This is a genomic window from Synechocystis sp. IPPAS B-1465 (assembly GCF_003015225.1).
Lineage (GTDB): Bacteria > Cyanobacteriota > Cyanobacteriia > Cyanobacteriales > Microcystaceae > Synechocystis.
The window spans coordinates 17,709-44,337 of sequence record NZ_CP028099.1 but is presented as its reverse complement, the minus strand read 5'-3'; the positions used below and the strand labels follow the sequence as shown (position 1 = coordinate 44,337).

Here is a 26,629-nt window from a genome sequence, read left to right as displayed (position 1 = left end):
GAACAGGTTGCAATTGCCCATCTCACGATCGCCGTCACGCCCCCATGAACACTTCTTTCCTCGAATCCCCCACCTTTCTCATCGGTGCCGAACGTTCTGGCACAACTCTGCTACGCTTGATGCTGTCTCACCATTCGCAAATTGCCTGGTGTAATGAGTTTGAATATGTCATCGATCAGGTAAGTGATAATGCTCAATTTCCCAAAGTATCTGACTATCAGGATTGGTTAAAGACCCATCGTATTTTTCAGGCTACTGGGTTTGAGGTTTCCCCTAACTTGACCTATGGGGAATTGGTGCAAAGCTTTTTACAGCAAAAACAAGCTCAGGAACAGAAGCCAGTGGTGGGGGCAACGGTACACCGACACTTCGATCGCCTGTTGGCCATTTGGCCCAATGCCCGTTTTATTCATATTGTGCGGGATCCCCGGGATGTGGCCCGCTCCTGCATCGGTATGGGCTGGGCGGGTAATGTGTGGACTGGTTCCCAACGCTGGCTGGAAGCAGAGCAAGATTGGGAGGCGTTGAAGCAAACTCTACCGGTTAATAACTACGTTGAGATCAGTTACGAAAACCTAATTCGTGAGCCCCAAACTGTATTGACCCAACTGGCCAATTTTTTAGGGGTCGCCTACGACCCGGCGATGTTGCAGTACAACCAAGACACAACCTATGACCAACCCGATAGTAGTTTTCTCAATCAATGGCGACGCAAATTAGGCGATCGGGAAATTCAACTGGTGGAATCCCGAGTTGGGGATTTGTTGTTGCAACGCGGCTATGAAGCCAGTGGACTGCCCACGATCCAGCTTACAAGTAGTCAAATAAAATCTCTTAAATTGCAGGATTGGTGGGCCCGGGCAAACTTTCGTTTACAGCGTTACGGGGCAGTCTTGTTTACTTTAAATTACATTACCAGTCGTTTACCACTTCGGGCGTGGCGGGACAGAATACAACTGAAAATCAACCAAATTGACTTGGAATATATCAAATAGATTTCGGTACTCTTACTGCAATTTCATTACTTTTTCCCCGCCCTAAGAGCGTGTTTGAAAAGCCCCCCTGGTCCCCCAAGTTTGGGGGGAAACTAAATCAAAGTCCCCCAGTATTGGGGGATTTAGGGGGCAGAATCCGACTTTACAAACAGATTCTAAGCAACTTATTAAAAGGTATTCCATGTCTTCCGCTTTCTTCAACTATTTTGATGGCACATACATTATTAACCTAGCCGAACGAGGTGATCGCCGTCGGGAAATGATCCAAGAGTTTCAGCGGTTTAAAATTCTTGGTTTGCCCAAAAATGCTGCATTTTTTACAGCGGTAAAGCCATCAGACCAAGGAAATTTTCCGAGCCTGGGGGCCAGGGGGTGTTTTCTAAGTCATTTGGGAGTTTTGAAAGTGGCCAAAGCCCAAAACTTGGAACAGGTTCTCCTATTGGAAGATGATGCCACATTTACAAAAGACTTAGTTCAAAATCAAACCCAATTACTGCAAGAGTTACAAACGACTTCCTGGGACTTTGTTTACTTCGGTCATAATGTTTCAGCTAACACAAACTCCCTTTTGCATCTCTATGATGAGCCAATTATTCAAGCCCATTTTCTCGCCATCCATAGCCGTATTTTTGACCAGTTGATCGACTTTTTAGAAACATTGCTAGAACGTCCCGGTGGTCATCCCGATGGCGGCCCCATGCATGTGGATGGAGCTTATTCCACCTTTCGCCAACAAAATCCCCAGATCAAAACCTTAGTCGCCTCAATTCCATTAGGATTTCAACGGGCTTCCTGTAGTAGTATTGCCCCTCGCCAATGGTTTGATCGCTGGCCCGCCGCCACCAATATTGTCAATCTGGCCCGCAAAGCTAAGAATATTTACCAAAAAGTAGCTGTCTAGGAAGTTCTTTTTTCCCTCTAGTTGCTAAGAGTATTTGCAAGATTATGGCCATAATTGCTTCAAACAATAGCTGGGATTTGTATCAGCTTGCCGTTGTTATTCTCAATTACCGTACCCCCCAGCTTGTAGTGGATTGTTTGGCATCATTAGTATCCCAAATTGACCCCCAAACCCAGCAAGTAATTGTAGTTGATAATGCCTCGGGGGATGACTCGGTGGAAGAGATTGAAAAGGCGATCGCCAACAATAATTGGCAAGATTGGGTAAGGCTGTTGCCTTCGGATGTTAATGGTGGTTTTTCAGCGGGCAATAATTTGGGAATCCAGGCAATTCGAGCGGAGAATTATCTACTCCTCAATAGCGATACCATTGTGCGGCCAGGGGCAATTCAAACCTTATTAGTAGCCCTAGAACAGTATCCAGAGGCGGGACTGTTCAGTCCCCGCTTGGAATGGCCCGATGGCACTCCCCAAATTAGTTGTTTTCGGGATCATTCACCGTTGAGTGAAATGATTGATGGGGCCCGTACCAGTGTAATTACTAAACTCTTGCAACCCTTTGATGTGCCCATCCCCGTCACAGAACAGTCCTTTGAACCGCAGTGGACAAGTTTTGCCTGTGTTCTCATCCGGCGATCGGTGGTTGAACAAATTGGCTTAATGGATGACGGTTATTTTATGTACTACGACGATATTGATTATTGTCGCCGCGCCCGTCAAGCTGCCTGGAAAATTCGCTATATTCCCCAGGCCAGTGTGGTACACCTACGGGGGGGTAGTGGTTCAGTGAAATCCGATGTGGCCAGCCGTAAACGTCCCCGGCCCTATCTATATGCGTCCCGATCGCGCTACTTTGCCAAATTTTATGGCCCCCTAGGTTTAGCCCTGGCTAATTTAGGTTGGTTGGGGGGATGGGGCATTGCCGCCCTACGGGAAATTCTGGGCCAGAAAGAACCCCACACCTGCGATCGCCAATGGCAAGATATTTGGTTTCAATGGCGACAACCGTTAAAGCCCTACCGTCCGGAGTAGAATTTCCAAAGTTAAACATTTCGTAAACATCGACAAAAGCGGTGGGGAAGCATACTGAAAACTATCAGGAATTTAACCCAATGTTCACAGCACTATGACGGACTGCTCCCCAACTACAGATCATCCAAAAGGCCCCGATTTTATCATTATCGGCGGCATGAAATGTGCCACCAGTACCCTCCACGAACAACTGGCTCTGCAACCGGGGATTTTTATGACTTCGCTGAAGGAACCCAATTTTTTCAGCAATGATGAGGAGTTCGCAAAGGGGATGGACTACTACCAGTCCCTTTTTGCCGGGGCCCAGCCCCAGGATCTCTGTGGTGAGTCCAGCACCCATTACACGAAATTGCCCACCTACCCTGACACCGTAAAACGTTTAGCAGAGGCATTTCCCCAGACCAAATTTATTTATGTGATGCGTCATCCCATCGATCGCCTGGTGTCACAATATATCCATGAATGGACCCAACGGGTGGTAAATACGGACATTAACACGGCGATCGATCAGTTCCCAGAGATGATCGAATACAGTCTTTATAGCAAGCAATTACAACCCTACTTTGAGCAGTTTGGACGTGAGCGGGTGTTACCTGTCTTTTTTGAACGGATGTTAGCCCATTCCCAGGCAGAGTTAGAACGGGTTTGTAACTTTATTGGCTATCAAGGAACTCCCATTTGGCAAGAATTAAATCCGCAAAATGTATCCAGCGATCGCATACGCATCTCAGGCTGGCGAGACTTTTTAGTCGAAGCACCGGGATTAAAGCAGCTACGCCGCTGGCTAATTCCTAAATCTTTACGAACCTGGATAAGAAGCCTCTGGAGTATGAAAAAACGTCCTCAACTTAGCAACGAACGGTTAGCATATCTCAAAAAAATCTTTGATCAAGACTTGCAAGTATTAGGCTCTTGGCTAGGCATTCCCCTAGACTGTACCACCTTTAAAACAACGGTGAAAAGCCAAAATTCGGCGTGGTTCAAAAGAGATCAAATTTAGGTACTACGGGCACAATAAATTGAGGTAGGGGTCGAACCTAGATAAGAGTAGAATAGTGCAAGATGACCCTTAAAGCCTTATCCTGTAAGCATTAAGCTGTTGTCGCTATACAGGGAGTGATCTGAATTTTGTGTAAGGGGAGTAAAATCCAATCAAAAGGAGGACACCCCTTTATGGTACAAAAAAACAAGAAGCAAATTGTGTGGATACCTTACTAGACGAGTTGCTGGAAGAGTATCAAACCCCGGAAGAAATACTGGGAGAATCAGGACTACTAAAACAACTAACCAAACGCTTGATAGAGCGTGCATTGGCTGGGGAACTGAGTCATCACTTAAAAAATCAGGCAGAGGAAGAGAAGCGCAATAGTCGCAACGGGTACTCAAAGAAAACAGTACAGTCGGAGCAAGGAGAAATGGAATTGGCCATCCCCCGAGACCGGCAGGGAAAATTTGAGCCAGTGCTAGTGCCCAAAAATGAGCGTCGCATCGCGGGATTAGATGAGAAAATCCTTGCTTTGTATGCGCGTGGGATGAGTACTCGAGATATCAGTCCTCAATTGGAGGAACTCTATGGGGCAAAGGTGTCCGCCAGCATGATTAGCGAGGTAACTGACGCGGTGCTAGAGGAAGTGAAAGCCTGGCAAGCCCGTCCATTGGAGGAAATCTACCCGATTGTTTACCTGGATGCTCTGTACGTCAACATCAAAGTCTCAGGTCGAATCAGCAAGCGAGCCGTCTATATTTCCTAAGAAAGTGTTTGAAAAGTTTTAAGCAAGCCTTTGAAGGATGAGATGAACCATGGCAACATAGAGCATGGTCTCACTGGTGGTAGGTAAATATTCATAATCTTTGCTTAAACGACGATAACGACCAAACCAAGCAAAAGTGCGCTCGACTACCCAACGGCGGGGTAGGACTTCAAAGCCTTTTTGTCCCTGCTTTTTGCTGACCACATTCAAGGTCCAACCAAAAGTATGCTCCACCCAGAAAATAAAATCCTTTCCGCCAAAGGTGCTGTCAGTCCATATAACTTGCAGGCACTGCCAAAGGGGAGCAAACCAGGTGCCAAGTAGAATCAGACCCTGATGGTCAGAGCGATGTGCACCATGGACGACAACATCGAGAAGTAATCCCATGGTATCCACGAGGATTGTACGTTTACGACCATTGACCTTTTTTCCACCGTCATAGCCAGTTTCTTGCCCAGTTCCAGCCTTTTTAAGTGACTGTGAATCTAAACAACCGGCACTAGGGTGAGTATTTCTTCCAGCTTTGAGCCGAACTTTCTCACGGAAGATACGGTTTAATTTTTTCCAGGTACCATCTTCGTGCCATTGCTGGAAATAACCATAGACCGTTCGCCATTTAGGAAAATCATGGGGCAGAAGTCGCCAGGCACACCCCGTTCTGAGCATGTAAAAAATAGCATTGAGTATCTCCCTCAGACTAGTTTTCCGTTTTCTTCCCCCAGTTTTTGCTTTGGGTAAATGAGGTTCTACCAATTGCTACTGGCTATCAGTGATGTCCGTGCTGTAAAATTCTCGGATTATCATTAATTATGGTGAAAATTTTATTCTTTTCACCATTTTCCATTCTTCACCCTACTTTTCAAACACGCTCTAAAAAGGCGGCTTGTCTAACCCCTAGTAATAAATAAACTCACTGTAGCGGAATAAGTATGGATCAAAACGAGTGGGTTATCTTTGCAGAATTACGACGGTCAGATTTTGAGTTGATTGTTTCAATCTTATCTGACCACTTCCCTCGTCTGGAATGGGGTTCACAGGGCGATGACTGGCTCTGGATTTATCGCCGGGACTACAAGTTAGAGATTGACTCATTTTCGTCGATAGAACTGGAGGTGAAGGGGCCAAGGAAAGCCTATGGTTTGGCCCAGAAAGTTTTACGCCCGTTGCCGCCTTCGGTATTTATTCAGGTTTTTGAAAGACCTAAGTTGGATCTCACACGCTGAACAGAACACCACATTAATTGTAACGACCCGCAATCATCGGTTTGGGACCACATTATTTGCAATTATCGAGGGGGAATAGAGAGTAAAGAAAAGGGACTTTTTGCTTACTACTCGCCTCAAATCTGTAGCAATTTATACTAATTTTTATGCGATTGCCCTGGGCGATCGCCTAGTTCTTTCCTGTTGCTGTTTCCCCGTGGGACAGCAAATAGCGACAGACAATGCCACCGACGAATCCTGTCGCCCCCAAAATTACGAAGTCATATTGAACGATATTTTTTCCCATTATTATTTAGGATACTCCAGGCAAAAAACTAACTGCAATCCCTGTCATTGCACCGATACCTAAACTAATGGCAGGGTGCCATTTTAACTTACCAATGACTAATAAAGTCATTCCTAATAAGCAAAGATTGATAATAATTTTAGTTGACTCACTCCCCAGAAAAACCCCAGGAGCTAAATTGACTGCTGCTGAGACAATCATTCCTACCACCGCTGGATTTACCCCCGATAAAAAGTGTTTAACTGGTTGTAAGTGACGTACTTTTTGATAGTACTTGGATAAAACAAACATTAATACAATTGAGGGCAAAAATAAACCAAATGTGGCAATCATAGCTCCCATGATGCCCCCTACTCGAAAGCCAGCAAAGGTAGAAATTACGGCGATCGGCCCTGGTGTAAGTTGACTGATAGCTACGCCATCAATAAATTCTTGTTGAGTTAACCAGTGGAGGTTGTCGATCAGTAATTGTTTGAGGACAGGAATAAGAACAAATCCCCCCCCAAAAAAAACAAAACCCACTTTCAAAAACGTCCATCCCAAAGTAAGTAAACTCACTGCGCCGGGAATAACTGGGGTCTCCGCTAGGACTGCCCAATGGTGAGGCAATGCCTGCATTGCAACGGGCAAAACCAGGGCAGACTGATTGGTATCCGCCAGCTTTTTTAGCTTGATTTTTTTGGGAGTCAATTTTAATAACAGCCCAATCATACCGCCTGTAAATAGAATGATCACCGGATTAATATGGGTCAAACTACCCACACACGCACCAATGGCAATGCCTAGAGCTACAGAAGAGGCGATCGCCTTTTGTCCCATGGACCAAGCCGCCGTCAAAATAATACCGATGACCACAGGGGCCAAACCGGCTAGAATTCCCTGTAAGGACGGAATTTGATTGAAACTAAAGTAAAGCCAAGATAGTACCAACACCATAATTAGTGAAGGAGCTAAAAAAGTCATACTTCCGATAAGACCGCCGAGGAAGCCATGCAAACGATAACCAATAAACAGAGCCGTATTTACCGGAAAAGAGCCTAAAATTTGTCCAAGGGCAACCCCATGCAAAAACTCTTCTGTCTCTAAGCAATTACGTCGTTTGACGAACTCTTCTTCCATCAGGGCGATCATGGCGATCCCTCCCCCAAACCCAATCGTACCAAGTTTAAGAAATAACCAGGTCATTTCCCCTAAGTTTGGTATCTTGGGAGCCTGGCTATTTTCTAAGCTATGTATTTCTTTCATCTTCAATGTTTCCTGGATTAAGAGTCAATTAGAACTAGACTAAAGATGGTCGATCACCCGTTGCATCATGGCGCTGGCGTAGAGAGCAATCTCCTTTGCCTGGGCAGAATGAATCATTAAAAACATTGCCAAAGGATCAACGGCGGAGACCTCAACACTCCCATCGTCGTGTTCCTGCACCACCACATTGCAGGGGAACATCACCCCGGCTTGGTCATCAATTTGCAACATCTCATAGGCAACCTTGGGATGACAGGCTCCCAACACTTGATAACGACGAAAATCCTGATGGAGTTTTTGTTGGAATGCCTTCTGTAGATTCATTTCTGTCATTATTCCCATGCCTTCTTTTGCTAGGGAATCCTTTACTAATCCGATAGCTTCATCAAATCCTACCAGCAATTTTTTACTAAAGTAATACATTTTATATCTCTGATTTTTATTGAACTAGTCCTTGCCAAATCGAACAAGCACCAATATTATAAGAATATAACTACATAGTTGTATTCGTCAATAGTTTTTGGGGGGAGGGAGTTTAAAATGGCGCAGATTGTCGTAATTGGAGCGGGGTTAGGGGGACTGCCGGCCGCCTACGAGTTAAGGCATTACCTGGGAAAAGCTCATCAAGTAATTTTGATCTCAGAATTTCCACAATTCACATTTGTACCTGGACTGGTTCAGGTGGGATTGGGGCACATCCCCTTAGACCACATGCAATTAAATGTACCGATGTTGGCAAAACGGCATGGGTTCAAGTGGGTGCAAGGAAAAGTACAAAAAATCGATCCCCTACAGAAACGTATTTACACCCATGAGACCTTAAATTATGACTATCTGATCATTGCCAGCGGGGCAGAATTAGCAAATGATCTTGTGCCGGGTCTGGGGATCTATACCCATTCCATTTGTACGCCTAGCCATGTCTTAGAAGCTCGCACTGCCTGGGAAACCTTTTGTCAGCAACCGGGGGATTTAGTGGTGGGAGCTGCTCCAGGGACTGGATGTTTTGGGCCGGCCTATGAGTATGTACTCCTTGCGGAAGCAGACCTACGGCGTAGGGGGATTCGCGATCAGGTGAAAATTACCTACATTACTCCTGAACCCTACATTGGCCATCTAGGCATTGCCAATATGGCCCACTCCCAAACTCTCACAGAGGCATTAATGAATAAGCGGGGTATCGCCACGTTAACCAATGCTCAGATCGTCAATATCAGCTCCGATCATATTTTTCTTGCCGATGGTCAGTCCTTTGGTTTTGCCTATAGTATGATTTTGCCCGCCTTTCGCGGTGCAAAGTTTGTAAAAGCATCAGGTTTGGGTAACGAAAGGGGATTTTTGCCAGTGCTACCAACCATGCGCCATCGGGACTATCCAGAAATTTATGGTGTAGGGGTCAGCGTTCATTTAGGCCAGATTAATGACACGCAAGTATCAATCGGGACACCTAAAAGTGGGCAAATGACCGAAGCCATGGCCATGGTAGCGGCCCATAATATTGCTGTGGAACTAGGGTCGATAGCCAAGCCATTGCAAGTACCAACCCTGGAAGCCCTCTGTTTTGCCGAGTATGGAGACACCGGTATTGCTTATATTGCCGCCCCAGTGCTTCCTGATCGCCTTACGGGTAAACGTCGTTACTCCTACGCAATTAAGGGGATCTGGGTCAATTGGGCCAAGGCGGCCTTTGAGAAATACTTTCTTGCCAAGATGCGCTTGGGAGTTGGCCTACCCTGGTTCGAGAAATTAGGACTAAGATTACTTTTTGGTCTGTCGATGTCTCGTCCAGCCATGGCAGAAGATATTGTTCAACCGGTAAACGTTTAAATTTATGCAAATATCTGTGAATAAAACCCTAAATCCGCCCAACTTTGAGCGTTTGTCAGAATTATTTAAATTAATGGGTGATCAAAGTCGGCTACACATTTTATGGTGTATCTGTGAAGAGGAATGCAGTGTGGGAACAATCTGCGATATGACAGGCCTAAGTCAAGCAAATGTCTCCAAGCATCTGCAAATATTGCGGATGGGAGGGATTGTTGGTTGCCGTAAACAGGGAAATAGTAGGATTTATTTTCTTGCTAATCCGAAGTACCTGAATTTATGCGCTCAGTCTTTAATTGAGTTATCTAATCTATCTACGGATGTCCTTTCATCCTGCGAAGACTAATGGCTTTTTTTATTGCTGTTTCACACAGGGCATTGCAGGAAATAATCAATTTCCATTGACCAGTTTCCCATCGTAAAATAATCCTTTAGTCAATCTTAACGGGAGAAATCAATGCAAACTTTACCACAACGGATTTTGAGTTTGATGCTGATCATCGGAATCAGCCTACTGCTCCTCGGGGGGAATGCGGCGATCGCCACCGCTGCTCCCATCATTCCTAATGCCAATGAGTTAGCCCAGGCTGTGCAGGAAATCGAATCCCTGGATGCCATGCGAACTGGGCTGGCCTCCTCCTTGGAAGGCAGGACTGAAGCCCCCACTAAGCAAACAATGAAAGAGGTTTGCCGTCCGGTGGGGATGAGGGCCATGCAACTTAGCAAAGAAAATGGTTGGCAGGTTCAACAAATTGCTAATAAATATCGTAATCCTGACCATAAACCAAATAATTTACACGACCAAATAGCCTTGGCAAAATTTAACCAAGAGCCGGAACTTGTTGGATTTTGGGATCGAGAAACCCTGAATAAACAAACGGGAACACGCTATTACCGTCGCATTGAAGTGGAATCTACTTGCCTTGCCTGCCATGGCTTAAAAAATAGCCGTCCGCAGTTTATTAAAGATGGCTATCCCCAGGATTTGGCCTACGACTTTAACGTGGGGGATTTACGGGGAATGTATGCAGTTTTCATCCCAGATGATATTCAAAAAGCTATGCAAGATGCCATCAAGTAAGACTAAATCAAGCAATTTAATATTTAGAGAATAGTCAAAATGAAAAGCATCTTAAGTTTTATCAAATCAGTCTTTATTCTTGGAATTTTAGTTGGGGTGTTGATAATTAATCTCGCAGTTTCTCCGGCTCAGGCTGTTATTCGCCAATTGGAAGAAGCACCAGGCCCAACAGTTTATCAGTCGGAGATTTCCAAGTCCCGTCAAATACTCAAGGATCAACAAGGGGGAAGTTGGCAGGCGATCGCCTTTGAAAGGACTATTCCTGACCATGAGGATAGTATCTATCTACGCCTAGTGGACTTTCCCGGCACCGCTAACATTGATCACTCCAAACCCCTCATTATTACTAATATGATGAGCGAAACTTTAAGTGCTGTAAATGTATCCGAAGATATGTTTATGGACAAGACCAAAATGTCCCCTGATGCCGGGGAATATGATTTACAGCCCATCTTAATGCAATTGGAATCGGCAATTCCTTTACGGCTAATTTTGCCCACCCTCGATCAACAAAAAATAGTGCTTAATGTTTCTCCAGCGGTGGTTGAAGAATGGCAATCACTCACCACTCAAAAGTAATCACTACACAGTTAATAGTTACGGACTGACGGCTCAATTTAACATTTACAAATACTTAGGTAGTTATCATAATGAACTCAGAAAATCTCGCGGCTCTTAAACCCTATCTCAGCTTTTTTCACCCCATTACCATGTGGGCTTTGCTAGCCCTGGCGATCTATACCCTATACCTCGGCATACAGGTTCGACGGACAAGGCTGGCGGAGGGAGAGCCGAAAAAGGAACTGATTAAGGGGCGGTTTGCCATTCGTCACCATCAAATTGGCTCTATGTTTTTGGCGCTAATCGTCATGGGGGCGATCGGGGGCATCACGGTTACTTACATCAACAGTGGCAAAATTTTTATTGGCCCCCACCTGTTTGCGGGGTTAGGAATAGTAGGGTTAGTTTCCACTTCCGCAGCGTTGGTACCCTTTATGTAAAAGCATAATTGGGTTCGCAATGTGCACGTTTCTTTGAATGTGGTTCTGTTGGGATTGTTTGGTTGGCAAGCTCTAACGGGGATACAAATCGTGCAGGATATTTTGAGCAAAATGGGGTCAACTCCCACCCCTTAATAACCTGATAAAACCCATTAAAATCCCGATGAAAACCTCTTTAGATTGTATTCCCTGCCTGTTGCACCAATCCTTAGATGCGGCTAGGTTAGTATCCCAAAATCCCTCCGTGCATGAGCAAATTATTCGGGATGCCCTCAGTTGGGCTGGGGAAATGGATTTAAACCAATCGCCTCCTGCCATGGCCCAACAGATTCATCGGCGGTTGCGGGAGATCACAGGGGTGACTGACCCTTACCGTAAAACCAAAGATTGGCAAAATCGTGTGGCCATGGAACTACTCCCAACACTCCGGGCTAAGGTCGAGGCCGCCAAAGATCCATTATTGATGGCTGCCCGTCTGGCGATCGCCGGCAATGTTATCGATATGGGTGTTGATGGCAGTTTGACAGAGGCAGATGTCCGTGAGGCTTTGGAGCAAGCCTTGAAAGGGCCATTTTTCGCAGAAGAAGATCGTTTGCGTGAGGTGATCGCCCAAGCAAAATCAATTTTGTATTTAGCTGATAATGCCGGGGAAATTGCGTTGGATCGACTTCTAGTGGAACAGCTTTCACCAGAGAGGGTTACCCTTGTTGTCAGAGGGTCGCCTGTCCTTAATGATGCCACGCTAATCGATGCTCAAACGGTGGGACTAGATAAAATTGTCGAGGTGGTCGACTTCTGTTTTAATTTCCCAATATCTTATTGCGCTTTTTTTACCATAAACTATTTCTCTGATATACCTATCTTCCTGTTTTCCATCCCATCTTATGTGTTCAAACCTCCTCCACTTATTTGCCCTTACTTTAGCTTCCTTTGGAAGCTAGACCCCATGATTGCTCCGGATTCCCACTGCATATTCTATTTTTAATTCCTCTACGGCACTGATAAAATTGCTATGGCTTTCTCCATATAAGCTATCTGACACTACTCTTTTTATTTTAAAACCACTTTCTTCTAGTTCTTTTATTATCTCTACTGCTAATTCCGTCTTTGTTTTATACTTATCTCCCTCTTTTAATCTTTCTTTTGGTTTAAATACTTTTGATTCTAGAGGAAACGTTACTCCATCGCAGTAACCATAGGCATTTACTGACACTATACCGCTTTCTATTTTTCCTAAATTTCCAATATATTGTCTTTTTACATAATCTGTTGTTTTCCCTTTTTTGGGGTCTCCTGTTTCATCTATTATTACTATTATTTCTCTTCCTTCTAAAACTTCTAAGATAATATTTAATCTTCTTTTTTTTAATTCTTTTAATTCCCAAGGAGAATCTGTCATGAAATGCAGTAGTCCCTGTTCATTTTTCAATCCTAGTGATGATGCTATTGCAGGTAAACTCTTTCTTTTTATATCACTTAACATTCCCACAATGATATATTTAAATGACTCATAAGACCTCACTTCTGGAAATATATCTTTATACAGTTCACTATATGTGTCTACACACTGTACTGTCTTTTTTGCCTCTCTTGTCTTTGTCATTCTCCCTCCGCGCTTTTCTGCCTTTTATCTCCATTTTAATTCCCTCAGTCTGACGGAAGAGGGATATTTTCAGAATCTTCTTTGGACAAGCATTTTAAATGCCTAGTCATCACTGGACAGTGTAAAGTGTCGGAACATTGCTAGTGTCTAGTAGTCACTGGACAGTAGTAGATATTTCACCCGTGGAAGAATCCAATACTGCCGATCGCCGATTTGTTGACCCGTTATAACTTAAAGACCCGCCAGAGTCTTTACAACCGCATTAATGCTTTGGGGCTTGAACCGACCCGTAAGGGGAATAAGGTTTTGTTTGGTGATGAGGCAGTTAAGCTCCTTGACCAGTTAGATGAACATCTAGCCGAAGGCGGAACCCTCAATAACTTTGTCCCCCCCTCTGAAGTAACCACAGTGGGAAGCAGTATTGAATCCGTTGCCGTTGATTCTGACCTTCTCCCTTTTGACCCCGGCATGGTGGCCCTGATCCAGTTAATGGAATCTAGGCGATCGCCGTTGGATAATCTCAGGGATTTGGAGGATGCGGTTAGCTATGGTTGGTTACTGACCACCACGCAGATCGAAAAATTACTAGGGGTTAAGCCTAGGGGTGAACAGTTTGATCGCCAAGGTTTTTTATTTACTCGTCAAGGAAAAGCGGGGCGGGAAGCCCAATGGTCAATCACAAAAATTACTAGGGGTTTACGGTCTGTAGAGATAGAATAACTCCACTGTCTATCACTTAATGTACAGTGTCCAGTTTGGAATAGACATTTACTTCAGAGTTTTGTGAGCTAGGGGATTGAGGAAAATTACTAGGGGCTTAGTATGAAGAATAATCGTTATTCTCCTGACTGGCCCCAGTTGGCCCTACAGAAAAAGCAATCCGTTAACTGGGTCTGTGAACGGTGTGGGGTGCAATGCCTCAAGCCGGGGGAGGGGAAGGGGTTATCAACCGGCGATCGGTATCGGCTCAGGATGGCGGTACATCATTGTGATTATGATCCAAGTAATAACTATCCTAGTAATTTGATGGCTTTATGCTCCCCCTGTCATCTTTACTACCACCGCAGGCAGCGGGGGAATGTGACACCAGGACAGTTAACATTAAAGTTTTGTTAGAGTCACTTTTCATGGATTCTTGTCAATATTTATCTTTATCTTTGTGTTATTGTTTACATTAAAATTTACTTTTATAACTAAAAAACTACCATCGTTTTGGAATAAAAAATAAATGGCGGATACTCATAATTTTATTGATATTAAAGATGCACTAAATGCTTTAATTTTGGGTAAACGTTTACCTGATGCGCTCTATATTCATTACTCGATTATTTCTCATTTATCACCTATTTTACGGCGATATGAAAGTCTTGCTCGACAAATTTTTGATGAAAATTATCAGTCTAAACTAAATCAAAATTTACAATTTACGCTGATTAAGTTTAATCTTAATGAACCAAAAATTTCCTACCTCGATTATCCTAATTTTGATTTAGATGCCCATCCTGCTCTGCGACAAAGCACACAGGTCAATTTAGAATTGAACAATTGTCAGGTTCGCCATTACGGGGATAATCCTCCTATTCTGCACCGTAAGGAAACCTTTGTCTGTGCTGATTATCCCTTGTACCAAACCTTTGCAGAGTTAACTCAGGCTGAGGAAAAATTGGGCTTACTAGCTGATCCTCGTCAAATTGGCTATCGTCAGCAGTGGGAAAAACGTCTGCAACAGTTTCGGGTCAGGATTGAAAACCACAAGTTGATTGAAATTCAAGAATTTGCTCATCAATCTCCCAAAATTGACCGTCACAAAGCAGCGATTATTCGGCGGCAAATGTCTCGTCCAGTGAGATCCCTCCTGGACGCAAATCTTTTGACTGAAGGTATGACCTTTTTTGACTATGGTTGTGGCCATGGGGAGGATCTAAAATTTGTTGCGGAAAAAGGGTTCGAGGTTCATGGCTGGGATCCGTTTTATGAACCAGAAGGCGATCGCCACCCTGCGGATATAGTCAATCTTGGCTATGTGATTAATGTCATTGAAAATCCAGCAGAAAGACGGGAAGCGTTATTTCAAGCTTGGGAACTGGCCCAAAAAATATTAGTGGTGTCAGCCCAGGTATTAATTGCCGATGGGGGAGCTGGTCATATTGCCTATGGAGATGGCGTAATTACTAGCCGCAACACCTTCCAAAAATATTATGGCCAAGAAGAACTGAAGCTTTACATTGATCAGGTTTTGGGGATTGATGCGATTCCGGTGGCCTTGGGAATTTACTTTGTCTTTCGGGATGAGGCCCAGGCTCAAGCTTTTCGGGCTTCCCGGTTTCGGTCACGGGCAACCACACCCCGAATTCGTCTTTCGGTTAAACGCTTTGAGGACTATCAAGACCTACTGCAACCGTTGATGAACTTCTTAACGGAACGGGGACGTTTACCGAAAAAGGGAGAGTTGGCAACCGAAGCAGATATTTGTGCTGAATTTAAGACCTTGACTCGAGCTTTTCAGGTGATTGAGCAGGCGACGAATGGAGAAGATTGGAAAAAAATTACAGAACAACGTAAACAGGATATTCAGATTTATTTAGCATTATCGCACTTTGCAAAACGTCCTCGCTTTAGTCAGTTAGATGACATCCTACAAACGGATATTAAAGTGTTGTTTGGAACCTATAAAGAAGCGTGTTTGCTGTCAGATAGAATGTTATTTAGTTTGGGAAATTTGGCAAATCTAGCCAATATCGCCCAACAAAGTCCAATCGGAATTTGCTCAAAGAAAGCGTTGCTGGTCCATATTAGTGCATTGGAAGCCCTTGATCCGTTGTTACGCTTATATGAGGGTTGTGCCAGTCGGACAGTGGGGCGATTGGAGAATGTAACATTGGTACGATTTTATCTCCATGAGCCAAAAATTGCTTATATTTTTTGTTCAGATTTTGACACAAATCCCCATCCGCGTTGGCAGACGATGATGCAGATTAGTTTGCAGGATTTACGGGTACGATACAAAGAATATGACCCTGATTATGCACCTGTAGTGCATTGTAAGGAGCGATTAGTGATGACGGATTATCCTCTGTGCAAAAAATTCGCTAAGTTGTCTCAACAGGAGGAGGATTGGGGATTATTGGAGAATTGGTCGGAAATTCAACTGTGGCCGGGATGGCAAAGAACCTTGCGGGAGATGGGAGTGGAATTTAGGGGTCATCGGTTAGTATGGCGCTCTGATGCTGATCCCTATGCACAAAAACTTCTCAAAGCTCGCATTCGTACCCAGCAACGGCAACGCCAAAATCTTTCCTAAATTATACAATGAAAACAATAACTCACCATCAAATCTGAAATAATGCTACAGAACTTAGATCGAATCACCTTTGATCTCCAGATTATGGGCGGAAAGGCCTGTATTCGTGGAATGCGGGTGCCTGTTTCATTGATTTTAAATTTACTTGCAAATGGTAAAACTTCAGAGGAAATCATTGATGATTATCCTTATTTAGAATCAGAAGATATTCAACAAGCAATGCTGTATGCGGCCTAATTAAATCAGGTAACAACTAACTACGTAAAATCTTCTCTTGTACAAATAATCTATGCCAAAAAATCAAGATTCTTCTTGTTCTGTTTGGATAAAAAATCTGATGATGTGAGTTGTCTTACTTTATCAAATAAAGTTCTGAATGCCCTCTATGAAAACCTGAAAACTATGGGATTTGTTATCCGTTAAAGATAAATGAGGAGCGATCGCCTTAGAATGGGTTGCCTCATAATATTCTTTCACAAGTTTTATCAATTCTTGTTTTGCGTTATTAAGTTGATCTGGGTTACGGAATTTTTGCTGAGTTTGTTTTCGACTAAGGCTCTGGGGTTTTAGTCCATAAGCTTTTTCCACCGCAGCAAGGTCTCCGAGAAACCAAGACTCAAGTTCACGGCAGACAATACGAATCAATATATCTGATTGTCCAGCATTCTGACAAATGGTTAACAATTCAGTCTTGAGTTGAATGCAATCATGAGAATCTTGATCATGGACGATAATAAATTTGGTGGTACGACTAAATTGAAAAGCTTTGATTTTTCTAGGGATAGATTTGGCAAGATCTTGTTTACCTTGGTGAGTAATTAATTGATAGGTTAGACTATTTGGAATAATCTTAGGCAAAAGCATTTCTAAAACGTTTTTTAGAGACGGTTCTTCAAGAAGAAAAATTAAGTCGTAACTCATTAGGGCGCAACTCCTTCAAACCAGCCTTGGTTCCAGAGATAACCGGGAAGATCCCCTGCCGCAATCAAGTTTCTCAGGACTTCATGATCGGCAGCTTTTTCAACTTTGGTAACACCTTGGATTTTTATTAACCAGAAAATACTATCTAAAGGAACGGCGTTAAGAAAGTCAGGGGAATGAGTTGAGACAAAGACCTGCCCACCCCGGTGCGCATAACTTGCAAATTCTTCGGCAAGTTCCCGTAAAAGCGTTGGATATAGTTGATTTTCAGGTTCTTCAACACACAGTAAAGGGTGAGGCTTAGGATCGAAGAGTAAAATTAAATAGGCAAACATTTTAATGGTGCCATCGGAAACATAGAGATCAACAAAGGAATCTTCAAAGGCTTGATCCTGAAATTTTAATATTAAACTACCACCCTCTATTTCTTTTGCTTCAACATTAGAAATTCCAGGTACTCGTTGTTTCATGCGTTGTAATATTTCCGCAAATATTTCAGGATGTTCTTGATAAATATATTGAGCAACAATCGGTATATTATCGCCAGTAGGAGAAAGATGTTCAGCATAAAGCGCGGCTTTGCTCCCTCTAGCATCACTGATATGAAAGTCTGAAACGTGCCAGTTTTCGATCAAGGAACGGATGGCATTTGCAGCTTTAAATCGTTGAAATTGCCCCAAGCCTTTAATTGCTAATATATCGGCAGATTCAAGTTTTTGTTCTTCGCGCTCTAGTTCTTCGTCACTTTCAAAGCTTTCTTCATTTCTGATAGCATATCCTTGACCATTATGGAAGTCTAAAAAATGAAAAGGAGAACCATATTCACCACGTTTATAGCGTAAAATTTCTCGTTTAATGACTGGCTTTTTACCCTCCTGCCCAATAATCAAAATATAGGTTACTAATCGTTCTGTTGCAAGTATTTCCATCCGAAATTTGAGTTCAATTTCTATATCTTCGGACTCTTTTCCTCTAGTAACCACTTCCTTGAATCCACCCCTGATTTGCAGGGCTTGGCGAATGTTATTTTTCAATGCATCACGGAGAAAACCAAAAACATCAAACAGAGTAGACTTCCCGGTACCATTGGCTCCAATAATGACACAGAAGCTAGGAATGTTGGTGATTTTGATGTCTTCAAAGACACGATAATTTTTTATTTTTATAGAAACAATTTTCATTTTAGCTGACAAGAGAATTGATCTGAAATTTTATTAATTTATGATGATTTAAGGCATGATTTCACTATTGTAATAGTCTTAATCAGAATATCGGCCGCTTGTTCAATTTCTGCGTTAGTAGTAAATTTGCCAATTCCAATCCGTAAGGCTCCATCAATGAAATTAGAGGTGAGATTCATCGCTCTCAGCACATGGGATGGGGCAATAGTGCCGCTAGAGCAAGCTGAGCCAGTGGAAATGGCTATTTGCTCCCGAATTCGGGCAATGATAGCGCTGTTGGGAATATCAGGAATGGCAATGTGTAAGTTTCCTGCTAAACGACGGGATTGATTGCCGTTAACGAGAATCTCTGGAATGGCTTTTTGGAGTCTGGCTTGAAGATAATCGCGTTTTCTGGCGATCGCCGTTTCATCCTCATTCATTTCTAATTGACGTAAATGACAGGCTTCACCCAGTCCAACAATGCCGGGGAGATTTAATGTGCCAGGTCGCAATCCTTGTTGTTGTCCACCGCCCCAAATTAAGGGTTCAAGGGGATGATGGGTTTTGCGGATGAGTGCGCCAATGCCTTGGGGAGCATAGAGTTTATGACCAGATAGCGCCAGTAGAGTGATGTCCCAATCCTGAAAATTAATTGGGATTTTACCAACTGCCTGGGATGCGTCACAAAAGAAAGGGACGGCATGGCGTTTGGCGATCGCCGCAATTTTTTCAATAGGGTAAATGGTGCCGACTTCGTTGTTGGCGGCCATAATGCAGAGCAGGTCTAATCCCTGGTGGCAGACTTCTTCAATTTGATTGAGATTGAGGTTTGCTTGGGCATCGACGGGTAAAACGATTAGTTCGATACGCCCTTGTTTTTCCAGGTGGCGACAGGTATCAAGAACGGCTTTGTGCTCGACGGCGGAGATGGCAAGGCGGGGAGTTTGCTGTTGCTTTTCTAGGGCTAGAACTGTGCCTTGGATGGCGAGGTTAATGCTCTCGGTTGCGCCGGAGGTGAAAATAATTTCCTGGGGACGACAGTGAATTAAATCTGCAATTTGCTGTTTCGCTTGATCCACAGCCCTACGGGCACGATCACCTACGGCATGATCCACACTGCTAACATTACCAAACTGGGTTGTCATAAATGCCATGACTTTTTCGGCAACCCTTGGATCAACGGGGGTTGTGGCATGGTAATCGAGGTAGATCAAGGTAAATTCCTTAAACGGCAACGTTGTCTAGATTGAAAGTCGTTACTTCCTGTTGAAGCTTTTCGCCAATTTCATCCTCTGCTAAATCTAGGTCATAGTCCATTTGCAAGCCTAACCAAAACCGAGGAGACATATTGAAATATAGTGCTAAACGTAGGGCGGTATCAGCGGTAATACGACGTTTTCCCTGCACAATTTCGTTGATACGACGAGCAGGTACACGAATTGCTAAAGCTAGCTTATTTTGGCTTAGATTCATTGGCTGCAAAAATTCTTCAAGGAGAACTTCGCCGGGATGAATAGGTTTTAGTTTGTCTGGATTCATGGGTTTATTTTTAATGGTAGTCAATAATTTCTACGTCGAGGGCTTCTCCGTTCTCCCATTGGAAACAGATACGCCATTGGGCATTAATGCGAATGCTATATTGTCCTTGGCGATCGCCTTTCAAAGCTTCTAATCGATTAGCTGGGGGAACTTTAAGGTCTTGTAATGTCTCGGCTCGGTTTAGCATTCGGAGCTTTCTGAGGGCAACTTGTTGGATGTCGCCAGGCAGTTTGCGGGAGCGTTGTCGTTCAAAGATTTTTTGAGCTTCTTTATCTTTAAAGTTACGAATCACAGGGGAAAATAAGTGGACTAAATCCAGTATATAACGAGGAGCGTTAAACGCTTTACGGTTCTATTTTGGCGATCGCCATTTCTACGAAGTTGGTCTGCGGTTAAAACGTTGGTAAACAACCGACTGTTTAGCTTGATCGACGGCCCCACGGGCACGATCGTCAATGGAATGGTCAACACTGCTGGCATTACCAAACTGCGTCGTCATAAATTCCACAACCTTTTCGGTAACCCTTGGGTCAACGGGGGTTGTGGCATGGTAATCGAGGTGGATCTGCTTATTGCTTTGCATTGGACACAAGGGGGGCGATGAGAGCCTCTAGTTCGGGAACATCTTTTTGCACAACATCCCAAAGAGTATTAAGGTTAATGCGATCATATTGGTGCGCCAGAATATCTCTCATTCCGGCAATATCCTTCCAAGGAATGTGAGGATTTATCGATCTAATCTCAGCAGATAGACGTTTTGTTGCCTCGCCAATCACAATGATTTGATAGAGGATTGCCGATTGTTTTTCTTCGTTGGCACTGAGTTCATCTTTTGTTAATCCGTTGCTGAATATTTGGATTCGCTGAATGGCGTTCAGAATATCGAGCAGATAAGCGTTGTCACGATTCATAGATAGTCACCGCACTGTTTAGAATCTCTTGACGACGTATCCAATTATCGCCTTCTTCTATAGCGGCTTTAACGACTAAATCCACTTTACGGTGAAATATTTCTTCAAACTGATGCTTAATTTTGGCAAGGGTCAATAATCCTTGGCGAGCATCTGGGGCAAAGGAAACAAGCAGGTCAATATCACTATCCTCGTGAAAATCTTCTGTTAGGGCAGAACCAAATAGTGCTAATTCACTGATGTGCCACTGTTGACAGAGTTCTGCCAACGTTTGTTGGGGGATTTTGAGGTGAGTTACTGAGAGCATACTGAATATTCAAAAGATAGAGTTCATGTTATTAACTACTTAGGATATACCCAATTTTCCGAAAATCCTTGTTTTGCCGCCAAAGTTATTAACGGTTTAACAGTTGACTCATAAGCTTTTAGAAGCCTGTCTAAATCTAACAAATCATTTTCTGATAAATTCAAATCAGCAACATAGGGATCTATTACTTTATTCCATGATTGTCTAGGCAAGTGTTTATGATTGGTAACTAATGCTAAATGGTGCAAGTTAACAAAATCATAAAAATATTGATCAGCGGGTAAATTATTAGATTTTGATGAATTTACCTCCGGAATAACTGGAACAAGATTCCATAGTTGATCATGGGCAACAAATGACCAAGGCAAATAATGATCTAACGATAAATAATCTGAATTGAGCTTTTGTTTTGAATAAATACAATTAAATAATTGATAGTTAAGAGCGGATTTCCAAAATTTTGTTTGAGAAGATAGTGATCCTCTTTGTTGAGGTGTAAACAACTTGTTAACAATATTTGGGGTTGTGGGATTTCTTGATTGCATATATTCTAGCCATGCCCATGATGCCCAACCTTTAACAATTTTAAAATTCTCTTCAATGTAATTTACCCAATCTGGAGACAAAATAATTCCTTGACAATCTTTCACTAAATCAGCATCAAAATGATATAAAGCATTTCTTGATTTGTGATTATTATTAGTCAAATCTAAAATGACTTGATTAACTTCAACGTCTTTTAAACCTCGTGTTTCATGACTATAAAAAGGGCGAATTAATCGAAATGGAACATATTTGACTAAGTATGTAATTAAATCATCATAGGTTTGATTGGCTATTGTCTTTCTGAGAAGCTGTTTATCAGGATCATTGAATTTTAAAATTGGCTCACTAATAATTAAATTTAGAGAGTCTAGTTTTTCGGTGATTTTGTCTTGCGTTCCAAAAGAAAGTTTAAAATAAGTATGAGGAAACCAAGCATTGGCTAAAATTTCAACTACTAACTCAGCAAAGCTAATCGGAGGCAAAACATCAAATTTTCTGCGTTTTAAAATATCTAACAGAGAAAGAAAAAAGAGATATTTATAGGAGTTTGTTGTCTTATTAAAAAGCTGAGCAAGAATCGAAACATTTACCTGTTCAGATTCCGGTAAGCTTTGGGAAGAAATACCAGAGGAACCATTTTGTGTGAAGTTTCCCAAGTAGAAGTTAACAAAGCTACTAGCTGCATCAGGATCAAGATTTTGTAAAGCTGTGGTGATTTGGTGAATAGTTTCACCAGTAGGATCGGTCTTTTCGTGAAACCAACGAAATACAATCGGACGGTCAACACCCAAGGCGATCGCCAAACGACTCTGGCTGATGTTGTGTAGATCTAAAGTCTGTTTTAATGCTTGTCCTGCTTTTCCCATGACTTGATTATCACAGAAAAATCAAGCGTCAGTGTTATCATATATGATAACATCGCATAACTACTGAGAGCACTAAGCAATTATGAGTGATTTCCCAAAAGACTGGGCAATGTACGAACCCGATGGTGATTTTGCGGTTTCAGAAATGATGCGTGAAGTTAAAGCAGCTCTGAAAAATATGCCTTTGCCTGAAGTACGGACGCTGTTAAAAGCAAAAATTGAACTTGTAGGCATAAGTCATGGTGAAATTTATGATTCGGAAGTACGTAATAAAATCGAGAGTTATTTGACTTCTTGGGCTTGTGAAGTGCATGAACTTAATGATACTTGGAACACCTTATCTCGTTCTTATTGGAGCCTGTAATGAGTCAAATATTTCAATGTCCTTATTGCAAAGCTTTAGCGATCTGGAAAAAAGGTAATTATATTCATCGTCGTACTTGCGAAAATTCGGAATGTCGAAAAAAACTTAACAGGGATACTGCTAAAAAATATGATCAACTACGTCAAAAAAAGAAAATACAGGAGTTAAAGTTTCAAGGATTTAATATTGTCACTTGCCAAATTTGCAATGAAGAGTTTGAAATGATTCATCATAGCCATTTGAAAACACATGGTTTAACAGTAGCCGAATATCGAAATAGATTTCCCAATGCTTTGATTTGCAACTCTCGTAATCACAAAAAGCGAAGTCAGGCGGCTTTAGAACGTTCTAAATATAAAAGCTATTCGGGGAAAAATATCGATAATGATTTTTTAGAATTTTTAACTGGTTCATTATTGGGTGATGGATCTTTAGAAAAAGGAAAAAAGAAACTTAACGCTCGTTATGCAGAGGGCGGAGCTAATAAGGAGTACATAAATTGGAAATTTAATTTTTTAAAAGATTATTTTTACTGTACCTTTCAAGAGTGTTTATCTTCACCTCATGTTAAATCAGGAAAACAATATCAAGGTTGGTGGATAAGGACAGGGGTTCATCCTATATTAACCGATTTACATTGTATTTGGTATTTAGAAAAGAAATTATTACCTAGAAAATTTGTTGAAAAATATTTGACTGAATTTGCTTTCTGTATTTGGTTTTACGACGATGGTTGTTCTTCGAGTGGTTTGAGCTTATATCCTATGAGTTTTTCCGAGGATGATGTTAACTTTTTATCATTAATTATTTTGCAAAAATTCAATTTAAAAAACTCTGTTCTAAAAACAAAACAAGGACATTTTTTTATTAGGATTAGTCAAAAGGCAAAATCTGAATTAAAAGCAATTCTTGATAAATTTTCAATTCCAGGGATGGCATATAAACGCAATCTTTAATGGTAGTGATTATGCAGAAATAAATTTTTCAAAACTTAGATCGGAACAGGTTAAGTTTTCCCATTTCTCAGTTCCGTCACCATAACGTTGTTCAAAATAACGTAAATTTCCTGTTTGGTTGTAATGTCTCTGGGCAACTAAAGGTTTTAATGGAGCTACCTCTTGTAGCAAATTTGCTAGATGACTACGATTCTTTTCTACTTGTTCGGCGATCGCCAACTCCACATTAAAATCAGATCCTTGCCAAATACGTAACTCATCCAACTGGCGACGATGGGTAATCAAGCCCTTTTGCATTAACCGTTCAATTTCAGCCTGCCAATAATTGGATTGCTCACCGTCCGCCTGATCACATAATGCCCAAGTAACCAATGCTGAAGTCGCTTTTAGGTTTCCTGTCGTTGTCACCAAATTTAAAATCCCAACCGTTTTTAAAACTTGGAGTGTTTGGGGAGATTGATCACGGGCATCTTCAATTAAGCTCTGAATTTCTACCCACCGTTGTAAATTTAACCGGGATGCTAACCCTGTAACAGTTTCTACAAAGTAGTCATATAAATGATAAAGCTTGAGAGTTGGTAAGCTTAAGTCAATAACTGTTGTTTCTAAAAAATGTTTAAAAGAATGGGGTTCATCACTTGTTAAAAACGTAAACAATGATCGATCATTTTGAGCATAACGAGTACATAAAAGTGGCAAAGCAAAAGCTGTCAGCGGATGCAATGGATAAATATGTGTCAATAACTCTGGGGTAGTTTCCAGATCACTAATTAAGCTAGATAAGGTTTGATGCCATTGATTACTTGTTTTCTGTACTTCTTCTAAGATTGGTTTGGCATTTTCTCGATCAATTACCTGAGCAATTAACCGTGTCATCTGATTTGGCGATTCTGTAAAAGGAATATCTTCAAATCGTCCTTGAATTTTATTCCACTCATTCTGCTCTGTTACTGATAGGCGATCGCCATAGCCCCCAAAAGATTGATGGAGCAGTCCAATAAAATAAACTTGATTCTCCCCAGAAAGGGACAACTCCGCTAATTGTTGGAGTAAATATAAATCCGTAATCCCTTGATTTTGGGCAGCATATTCTAAATTCTTGCCTAATTCATCCACAATTATGAGGAGTGGCCTATTGGCTATCACCACCAACTCTTTAATCGCCCGCAAAATTGCCTTTGGCGTAACCTGACAATCCCCTGTCTCCGCTTCAACTTTCCAATCCGTGAGTTGGCGCAAAAGCTTATCTGCTCGCTGATTTTTTGGAAAAAAAGTCTCTGCCCCTTGGGATAACGCACGGGCCAATGTCCAGGTTAATGGCTCCTGTTGACCAGTTGCAAAAGCCACCATCAATCCCTCAGCAGGCAAAGCGGAGATCGCCTCTAGAATTGGGCTTGTTGGCTCCAAAAATCGTTCTGCAATCGTAACGGCAACTCTGTGAACCTCCGTATTCTGAGGTGTACAAAGACTCGCCAAAAAATGAATAAATGCAGATTTTCCCGTTCCATAAACCCCTGTTAATGTCCAAGCACGATGGGTATGGGGTTTAGAAAATGCAGGCAAAATCCGTTCTAAAGTCGCCGTAGAGCGCTCCGTAAGTACATAGCCCTCAACTGTGCTAGCCTTACCTAAATCCCGCTCCAAATTGACTGAACGATAGTAGCGTCGATGTATCTGAAAATATTGGCTGAGTGTAGTCACGATTACTTTTTTTGATAAATACTAAATGTCAGCGTAATAGGTTTCTAGGACTTGGTTGGCTAGTGCCATTGGATCTGAATCAAACCAGAATTGTAATTTACCAGCCGCATCTTCTAACCCTAATTGGTTATGGGTTCGACTGATTGCTTCTATTGCTCCGCATAAACTACTTTCTGTTAACTTAAAAACCATTCCCGGACTGCCTTCATCATAGAGAAGCCTTGCTAAAGGAATTGTCCGTGCTGTCTCATTAACTCGCTGAGCATAGTGCAAAACTGAATATAAAATCACCGCAGGGACTAAAGTGGGCTTATAACCAAGACGAAATAAATAGCGATGATTGCCCCCGGCTGGATTTATCAATCCTAAATCAACAAAAGGACAGTCTAACGACTCTTCGCTGGCAACAAATTTTTTAATGTTTGGCTGTTTTGCATACATCCTGAGCAAACAACTAACATCCTTTTTGAGAGAGGATTCAGCAATATTTCCCGATAGGCGATCGCCGTAATCTACTAAGGCATCAAATAGATCTCGATCGGTAAATTCCAAACGATTAAATTGATTAAAAGTAAACCACCAAGCAGAAGCTAAACAAGGAGGTTCTAGTAACTTCCAATGTAATAACCATAATGATGCAGGATCTTCTAGATAGGGATCCCAACCTTGATTTCCTAATAAAGTTTCACCAAAAAGAGTAGGCTGATCATTGTCTAAAAGCTTGAATGCTTCGCACCAGTAACGAATTGATCGCACCATATTTTTTCCGACTCCAAGCAACACTGGCGCATCTTCTGCTAAAAAAATGCGCGAATTATCCCTTGCTCGATCAAATCCTTTTTTGAGCCAACCAAAACGGGGATGAAATGTCTCATGCCTTGCAAAAATAGGCTTTAATTGATTTTGATGTTTTGGAATATCAAGACCAAGCTGAACTTTCATGACGATATAAAAAAATACTTTGTTATTTTAGCATTTATACTTGTAGTTTTACTATAATTTATAAAAATATACAAATAAATATTTAAGATTAAGTTATTTTGATAATCTCAATTCATTAATTACTTAATTGCAAAATTGTTTCGAAGATTGTGATTTTTTTAAATGAATATA

At 42.1% G+C, this 26,629-nt stretch carries 31 protein-coding genes and 2 pseudogenes; 18 read left to right on the top strand and 15 right to left on the bottom strand.

All coding sequences use genetic code 11. The features are described from left to right. Positions 1–44 precede the first annotated feature (44 nt). From C7I86_RS17705 to C7I86_RS17680, 5 genes and pseudogenes are all read left to right on the top strand, one after another. Positions 45–995 (top strand): sulfotransferase, encoded by a 951-nt coding sequence (locus C7I86_RS17705; protein WP_011153583.1) that lies wholly within the window; start codon positions 45–47, stop codon positions 993–995. 181 nt (positions 996–1,176) lie between these two features. Further along, on the top strand, positions 1,177–1,896 hold the full coding sequence (locus tag C7I86_RS17695) for a glycosyltransferase family 25 protein (RefSeq protein ID WP_041428259.1): 720 nt from the start codon (positions 1,177–1,179) through the stop codon (positions 1,894–1,896). A 44-nt stretch (positions 1,897–1,940) separates the two neighbouring features. Next, entirely contained in the window at positions 1,941–2,927 is a 987-nt protein-coding gene (locus C7I86_RS17690) for a glycosyltransferase family 2 protein (RefSeq protein WP_011153580.1), read from the top strand. 157 nt (positions 2,928–3,084) lie between these two features. Beyond that, the gene (locus C7I86_RS17685) at positions 3,085–3,927 is read left to right on the top strand and encodes a sulfotransferase (protein ID WP_011153579.1); all 843 of its coding nucleotides are present in this window, start codon (positions 3,085–3,087) and stop codon (positions 3,925–3,927) included. Between the two features lie 151 nt (positions 3,928–4,078). Continuing rightward, a pseudogene (locus C7I86_RS17680) lies at positions 4,079–4,675 on the top strand (transposase); the annotation flags it as partial. Between the two features lie 21 nt (positions 4,676–4,696). Here C7I86_RS17680 and C7I86_RS17675 read toward each other — a convergent pair. After that, positions 4,697–5,431, bottom strand: a complete 735-nt coding sequence (locus C7I86_RS17675; protein WP_223211235.1) for an IS5 family transposase — start codon at positions 5,429–5,431, stop codon at positions 4,697–4,699. Between the two features lie 176 nt (positions 5,432–5,607). Here C7I86_RS17675 and C7I86_RS17670 point away from each other — a divergent pair, with 176 nt between their 5' ends. Beyond that, on the top strand, positions 5,608–5,901 hold the full coding sequence (locus C7I86_RS17670) for a hypothetical protein (protein ID WP_011153576.1): 294 nt from the start codon (positions 5,608–5,610) through the stop codon (positions 5,899–5,901). 292 nt (positions 5,902–6,193) lie between these two features. On the opposite strand, the gene chrA is transcribed toward C7I86_RS17670, so the two are convergent. Both chrA and C7I86_RS17660 read right to left on the bottom strand, forming a co-directional pair. Then, entirely contained in the window at positions 6,194–7,432 is a 1,239-nt protein-coding gene (gene chrA, locus C7I86_RS17665) for a chromate efflux transporter (RefSeq protein WP_011153575.1), read from the bottom strand. 39 nt (positions 7,433–7,471) lie between these two features. Further along, entirely contained in the window at positions 7,472–7,855 is a 384-nt protein-coding gene (locus tag C7I86_RS17660; protein WP_011153574.1) for a DUF302 domain-containing protein, read from the bottom strand. A gap of 117 nt (positions 7,856–7,972) precedes the next feature. Between C7I86_RS17660 and C7I86_RS17655 the strand changes: the two genes are divergently transcribed. From C7I86_RS17655 to C7I86_RS17630, 6 genes and pseudogenes are all read left to right on the top strand, one after another. Continuing rightward, complete coding sequence (locus C7I86_RS17655; protein ID WP_011153573.1) at positions 7,973–9,259, top strand: NAD(P)/FAD-dependent oxidoreductase; 1,287 nt, start codon at positions 7,973–7,975, stop codon at positions 9,257–9,259. A gap of 4 nt (positions 9,260–9,263) precedes the next feature. Next, positions 9,264–9,602 carry a helix-turn-helix transcriptional regulator gene (locus C7I86_RS17650; RefSeq protein WP_011153572.1) on the top strand — a complete coding sequence of 113 codons (339 nt, stop codon included), beginning with the start codon at positions 9,264–9,266 and terminating at the stop codon, positions 9,600–9,602. 111 nt (positions 9,603–9,713) lie between these two features. Further along, entirely contained in the window at positions 9,714–10,337 is a 624-nt protein-coding gene (locus tag C7I86_RS17645; RefSeq protein ID WP_011153571.1) for a DUF3365 domain-containing protein, read from the top strand. Between the two features lie 39 nt (positions 10,338–10,376). After that, on the top strand, positions 10,377–10,916 hold the full coding sequence (locus C7I86_RS17640) for a DUF3122 domain-containing protein (protein ID WP_011153570.1): 540 nt from the start codon (positions 10,377–10,379) through the stop codon (positions 10,914–10,916). Between the two features lie 71 nt (positions 10,917–10,987). Next, a pseudogene (locus C7I86_RS17635) lies at positions 10,988–11,473 on the top strand (DUF4079 domain-containing protein). A 28-nt stretch (positions 11,474–11,501) separates the two neighbouring features. Next, positions 11,502–12,323: a DUF89 domain-containing protein gene (locus tag C7I86_RS17630; protein WP_011153567.1), complete on the top strand. Its 822-nt coding sequence runs from the start codon at positions 11,502–11,504 to the stop codon at positions 12,321–12,323. Here the strand turns inward: C7I86_RS17630 and C7I86_RS17625 are convergent. Further along, the gene (locus C7I86_RS17625; RefSeq protein ID WP_011153566.1) at positions 12,276–12,941 is read right to left on the bottom strand and encodes an IS701 family transposase; all 666 of its coding nucleotides are present in this window, start codon (positions 12,939–12,941) and stop codon (positions 12,276–12,278) included. The genes C7I86_RS17630 and C7I86_RS17625 overlap by 48 nt on opposite strands. A 213-nt stretch (positions 12,942–13,154) precedes the next feature. On the opposite strand from C7I86_RS17625, the gene C7I86_RS19315 reads away from it, so the two are divergent. From C7I86_RS19315 to C7I86_RS17605, 4 genes are all read left to right on the top strand, one after another. Further along, positions 13,155–13,661, top strand: a complete 507-nt coding sequence (locus C7I86_RS19315; protein ID WP_223211234.1) for a hypothetical protein — start codon at positions 13,155–13,157, stop codon at positions 13,659–13,661. Positions 13,662–13,763: 102 nt separating this feature from the next. Further along, on the top strand, positions 13,764–14,057 hold the full coding sequence (locus tag C7I86_RS17615) for an HNH endonuclease (RefSeq protein ID WP_011153564.1): 294 nt from the start codon (positions 13,764–13,766) through the stop codon (positions 14,055–14,057). Between the two features lie 112 nt (positions 14,058–14,169). Further along, complete coding sequence (locus C7I86_RS17610; protein ID WP_011153563.1) at positions 14,170–16,242, top strand: DNA phosphorothioation-associated putative methyltransferase; 2,073 nt, start codon at positions 14,170–14,172, stop codon at positions 16,240–16,242. 42 nt (positions 16,243–16,284) lie between these two features. Next, on the top strand, positions 16,285–16,479 hold the full coding sequence (locus C7I86_RS17605; protein WP_011153562.1) for a DUF433 domain-containing protein: 195 nt from the start codon (positions 16,285–16,287) through the stop codon (positions 16,477–16,479). Positions 16,480–16,602: 123 nt separating this feature from the next. On the opposite strand, the gene C7I86_RS17600 is transcribed toward C7I86_RS17605, so the two are convergent. The 9 genes from C7I86_RS17600 to C7I86_RS17560 form a co-directional block, all read right to left on the bottom strand. Next, complete coding sequence (locus C7I86_RS17600) at positions 16,603–17,163, bottom strand: DUF4276 family protein (protein ID WP_011153561.1); 561 nt, start codon at positions 17,161–17,163, stop codon at positions 16,603–16,605. Beyond that, the gene (locus C7I86_RS17595) at positions 17,163–18,344 is read right to left on the bottom strand and encodes an AAA family ATPase (protein ID WP_011153560.1); all 1,182 of its coding nucleotides are present in this window, start codon (positions 18,342–18,344) and stop codon (positions 17,163–17,165) included. The genes C7I86_RS17600 and C7I86_RS17595 overlap by 1 nt, the downstream gene beginning before the upstream one ends. Before the next feature lie 38 nt (positions 18,345–18,382). After that, positions 18,383–19,540 (bottom strand): cysteine desulfurase family protein, encoded by a 1,158-nt coding sequence (locus tag C7I86_RS17590; protein ID WP_011153559.1) that lies wholly within the window; start codon positions 19,538–19,540, stop codon positions 18,383–18,385. A 10-nt stretch (positions 19,541–19,550) separates the two neighbouring features. After that, positions 19,551–19,865: a HigA family addiction module antitoxin gene (locus tag C7I86_RS17585; RefSeq protein ID WP_011153558.1), complete on the bottom strand. Its 315-nt coding sequence runs from the start codon at positions 19,863–19,865 to the stop codon at positions 19,551–19,553. Positions 19,866–19,875: 10 nt separating this feature from the next. Beyond that, positions 19,876–20,157, bottom strand: coding sequence for a type II toxin-antitoxin system RelE/ParE family toxin (locus tag C7I86_RS17580; protein ID WP_011153557.1), 282 nt, complete (start codon positions 20,155–20,157; stop codon positions 19,876–19,878). Between the two features lie 81 nt (positions 20,158–20,238). Continuing rightward, complete coding sequence (locus C7I86_RS17575) at positions 20,239–20,448, bottom strand: aminotransferase class V-fold PLP-dependent enzyme (protein WP_011153556.1); 210 nt, start codon at positions 20,446–20,448, stop codon at positions 20,239–20,241. Further along, positions 20,435–20,776: a DUF86 domain-containing protein gene (locus tag C7I86_RS17570; RefSeq protein ID WP_011153555.1), complete on the bottom strand. Its 342-nt coding sequence runs from the start codon at positions 20,774–20,776 to the stop codon at positions 20,435–20,437. Before C7I86_RS17570 ends, C7I86_RS17575 begins: the two co-directional genes overlap by 14 nt. After that, positions 20,766–21,083, bottom strand: coding sequence for a nucleotidyltransferase family protein (locus tag C7I86_RS17565; protein WP_011153554.1), 318 nt, complete (start codon positions 21,081–21,083; stop codon positions 20,766–20,768). Before C7I86_RS17565 ends, C7I86_RS17570 begins: the two co-directional genes overlap by 11 nt. A gap of 35 nt (positions 21,084–21,118) precedes the next feature. Further along, on the bottom strand, positions 21,119–22,495 hold the full coding sequence (locus C7I86_RS17560; protein ID WP_011153553.1) for an HNH endonuclease domain-containing protein: 1,377 nt from the start codon (positions 22,493–22,495) through the stop codon (positions 21,119–21,121). An 82-nt stretch (positions 22,496–22,577) separates the two neighbouring features. On the opposite strand from C7I86_RS17560, the gene C7I86_RS17555 reads away from it, so the two are divergent. Further along, positions 22,578–22,859: a hypothetical protein gene (locus tag C7I86_RS17555; RefSeq protein ID WP_011153552.1), complete on the top strand. Its 282-nt coding sequence runs from the start codon at positions 22,578–22,580 to the stop codon at positions 22,857–22,859. Beyond that, positions 22,859–23,815, top strand: a complete 957-nt coding sequence (locus tag C7I86_RS17550) for an LAGLIDADG endonuclease (protein ID WP_011153551.1) — start codon at positions 22,859–22,861, stop codon at positions 23,813–23,815. Before C7I86_RS17555 ends, C7I86_RS17550 begins: the two co-directional genes overlap by 1 nt. Before the next feature lie 9 nt (positions 23,816–23,824). Here C7I86_RS17550 and C7I86_RS17545 read toward each other — a convergent pair whose 3' ends face one another. Both C7I86_RS17545 and C7I86_RS17540 read right to left on the bottom strand, forming a co-directional pair. Further along, positions 23,825–25,516 (bottom strand): hypothetical protein, encoded by a 1,692-nt coding sequence (locus tag C7I86_RS17545; protein WP_011153550.1) that lies wholly within the window; start codon positions 25,514–25,516, stop codon positions 23,825–23,827. 21 nt (positions 25,517–25,537) lie between these two features. Continuing rightward, positions 25,538–26,458, bottom strand: coding sequence for a DUF4007 family protein (locus C7I86_RS17540; protein WP_011153549.1), 921 nt, complete (start codon positions 26,456–26,458; stop codon positions 25,538–25,540). Positions 26,459–26,629 lie beyond the last annotated feature (171 nt).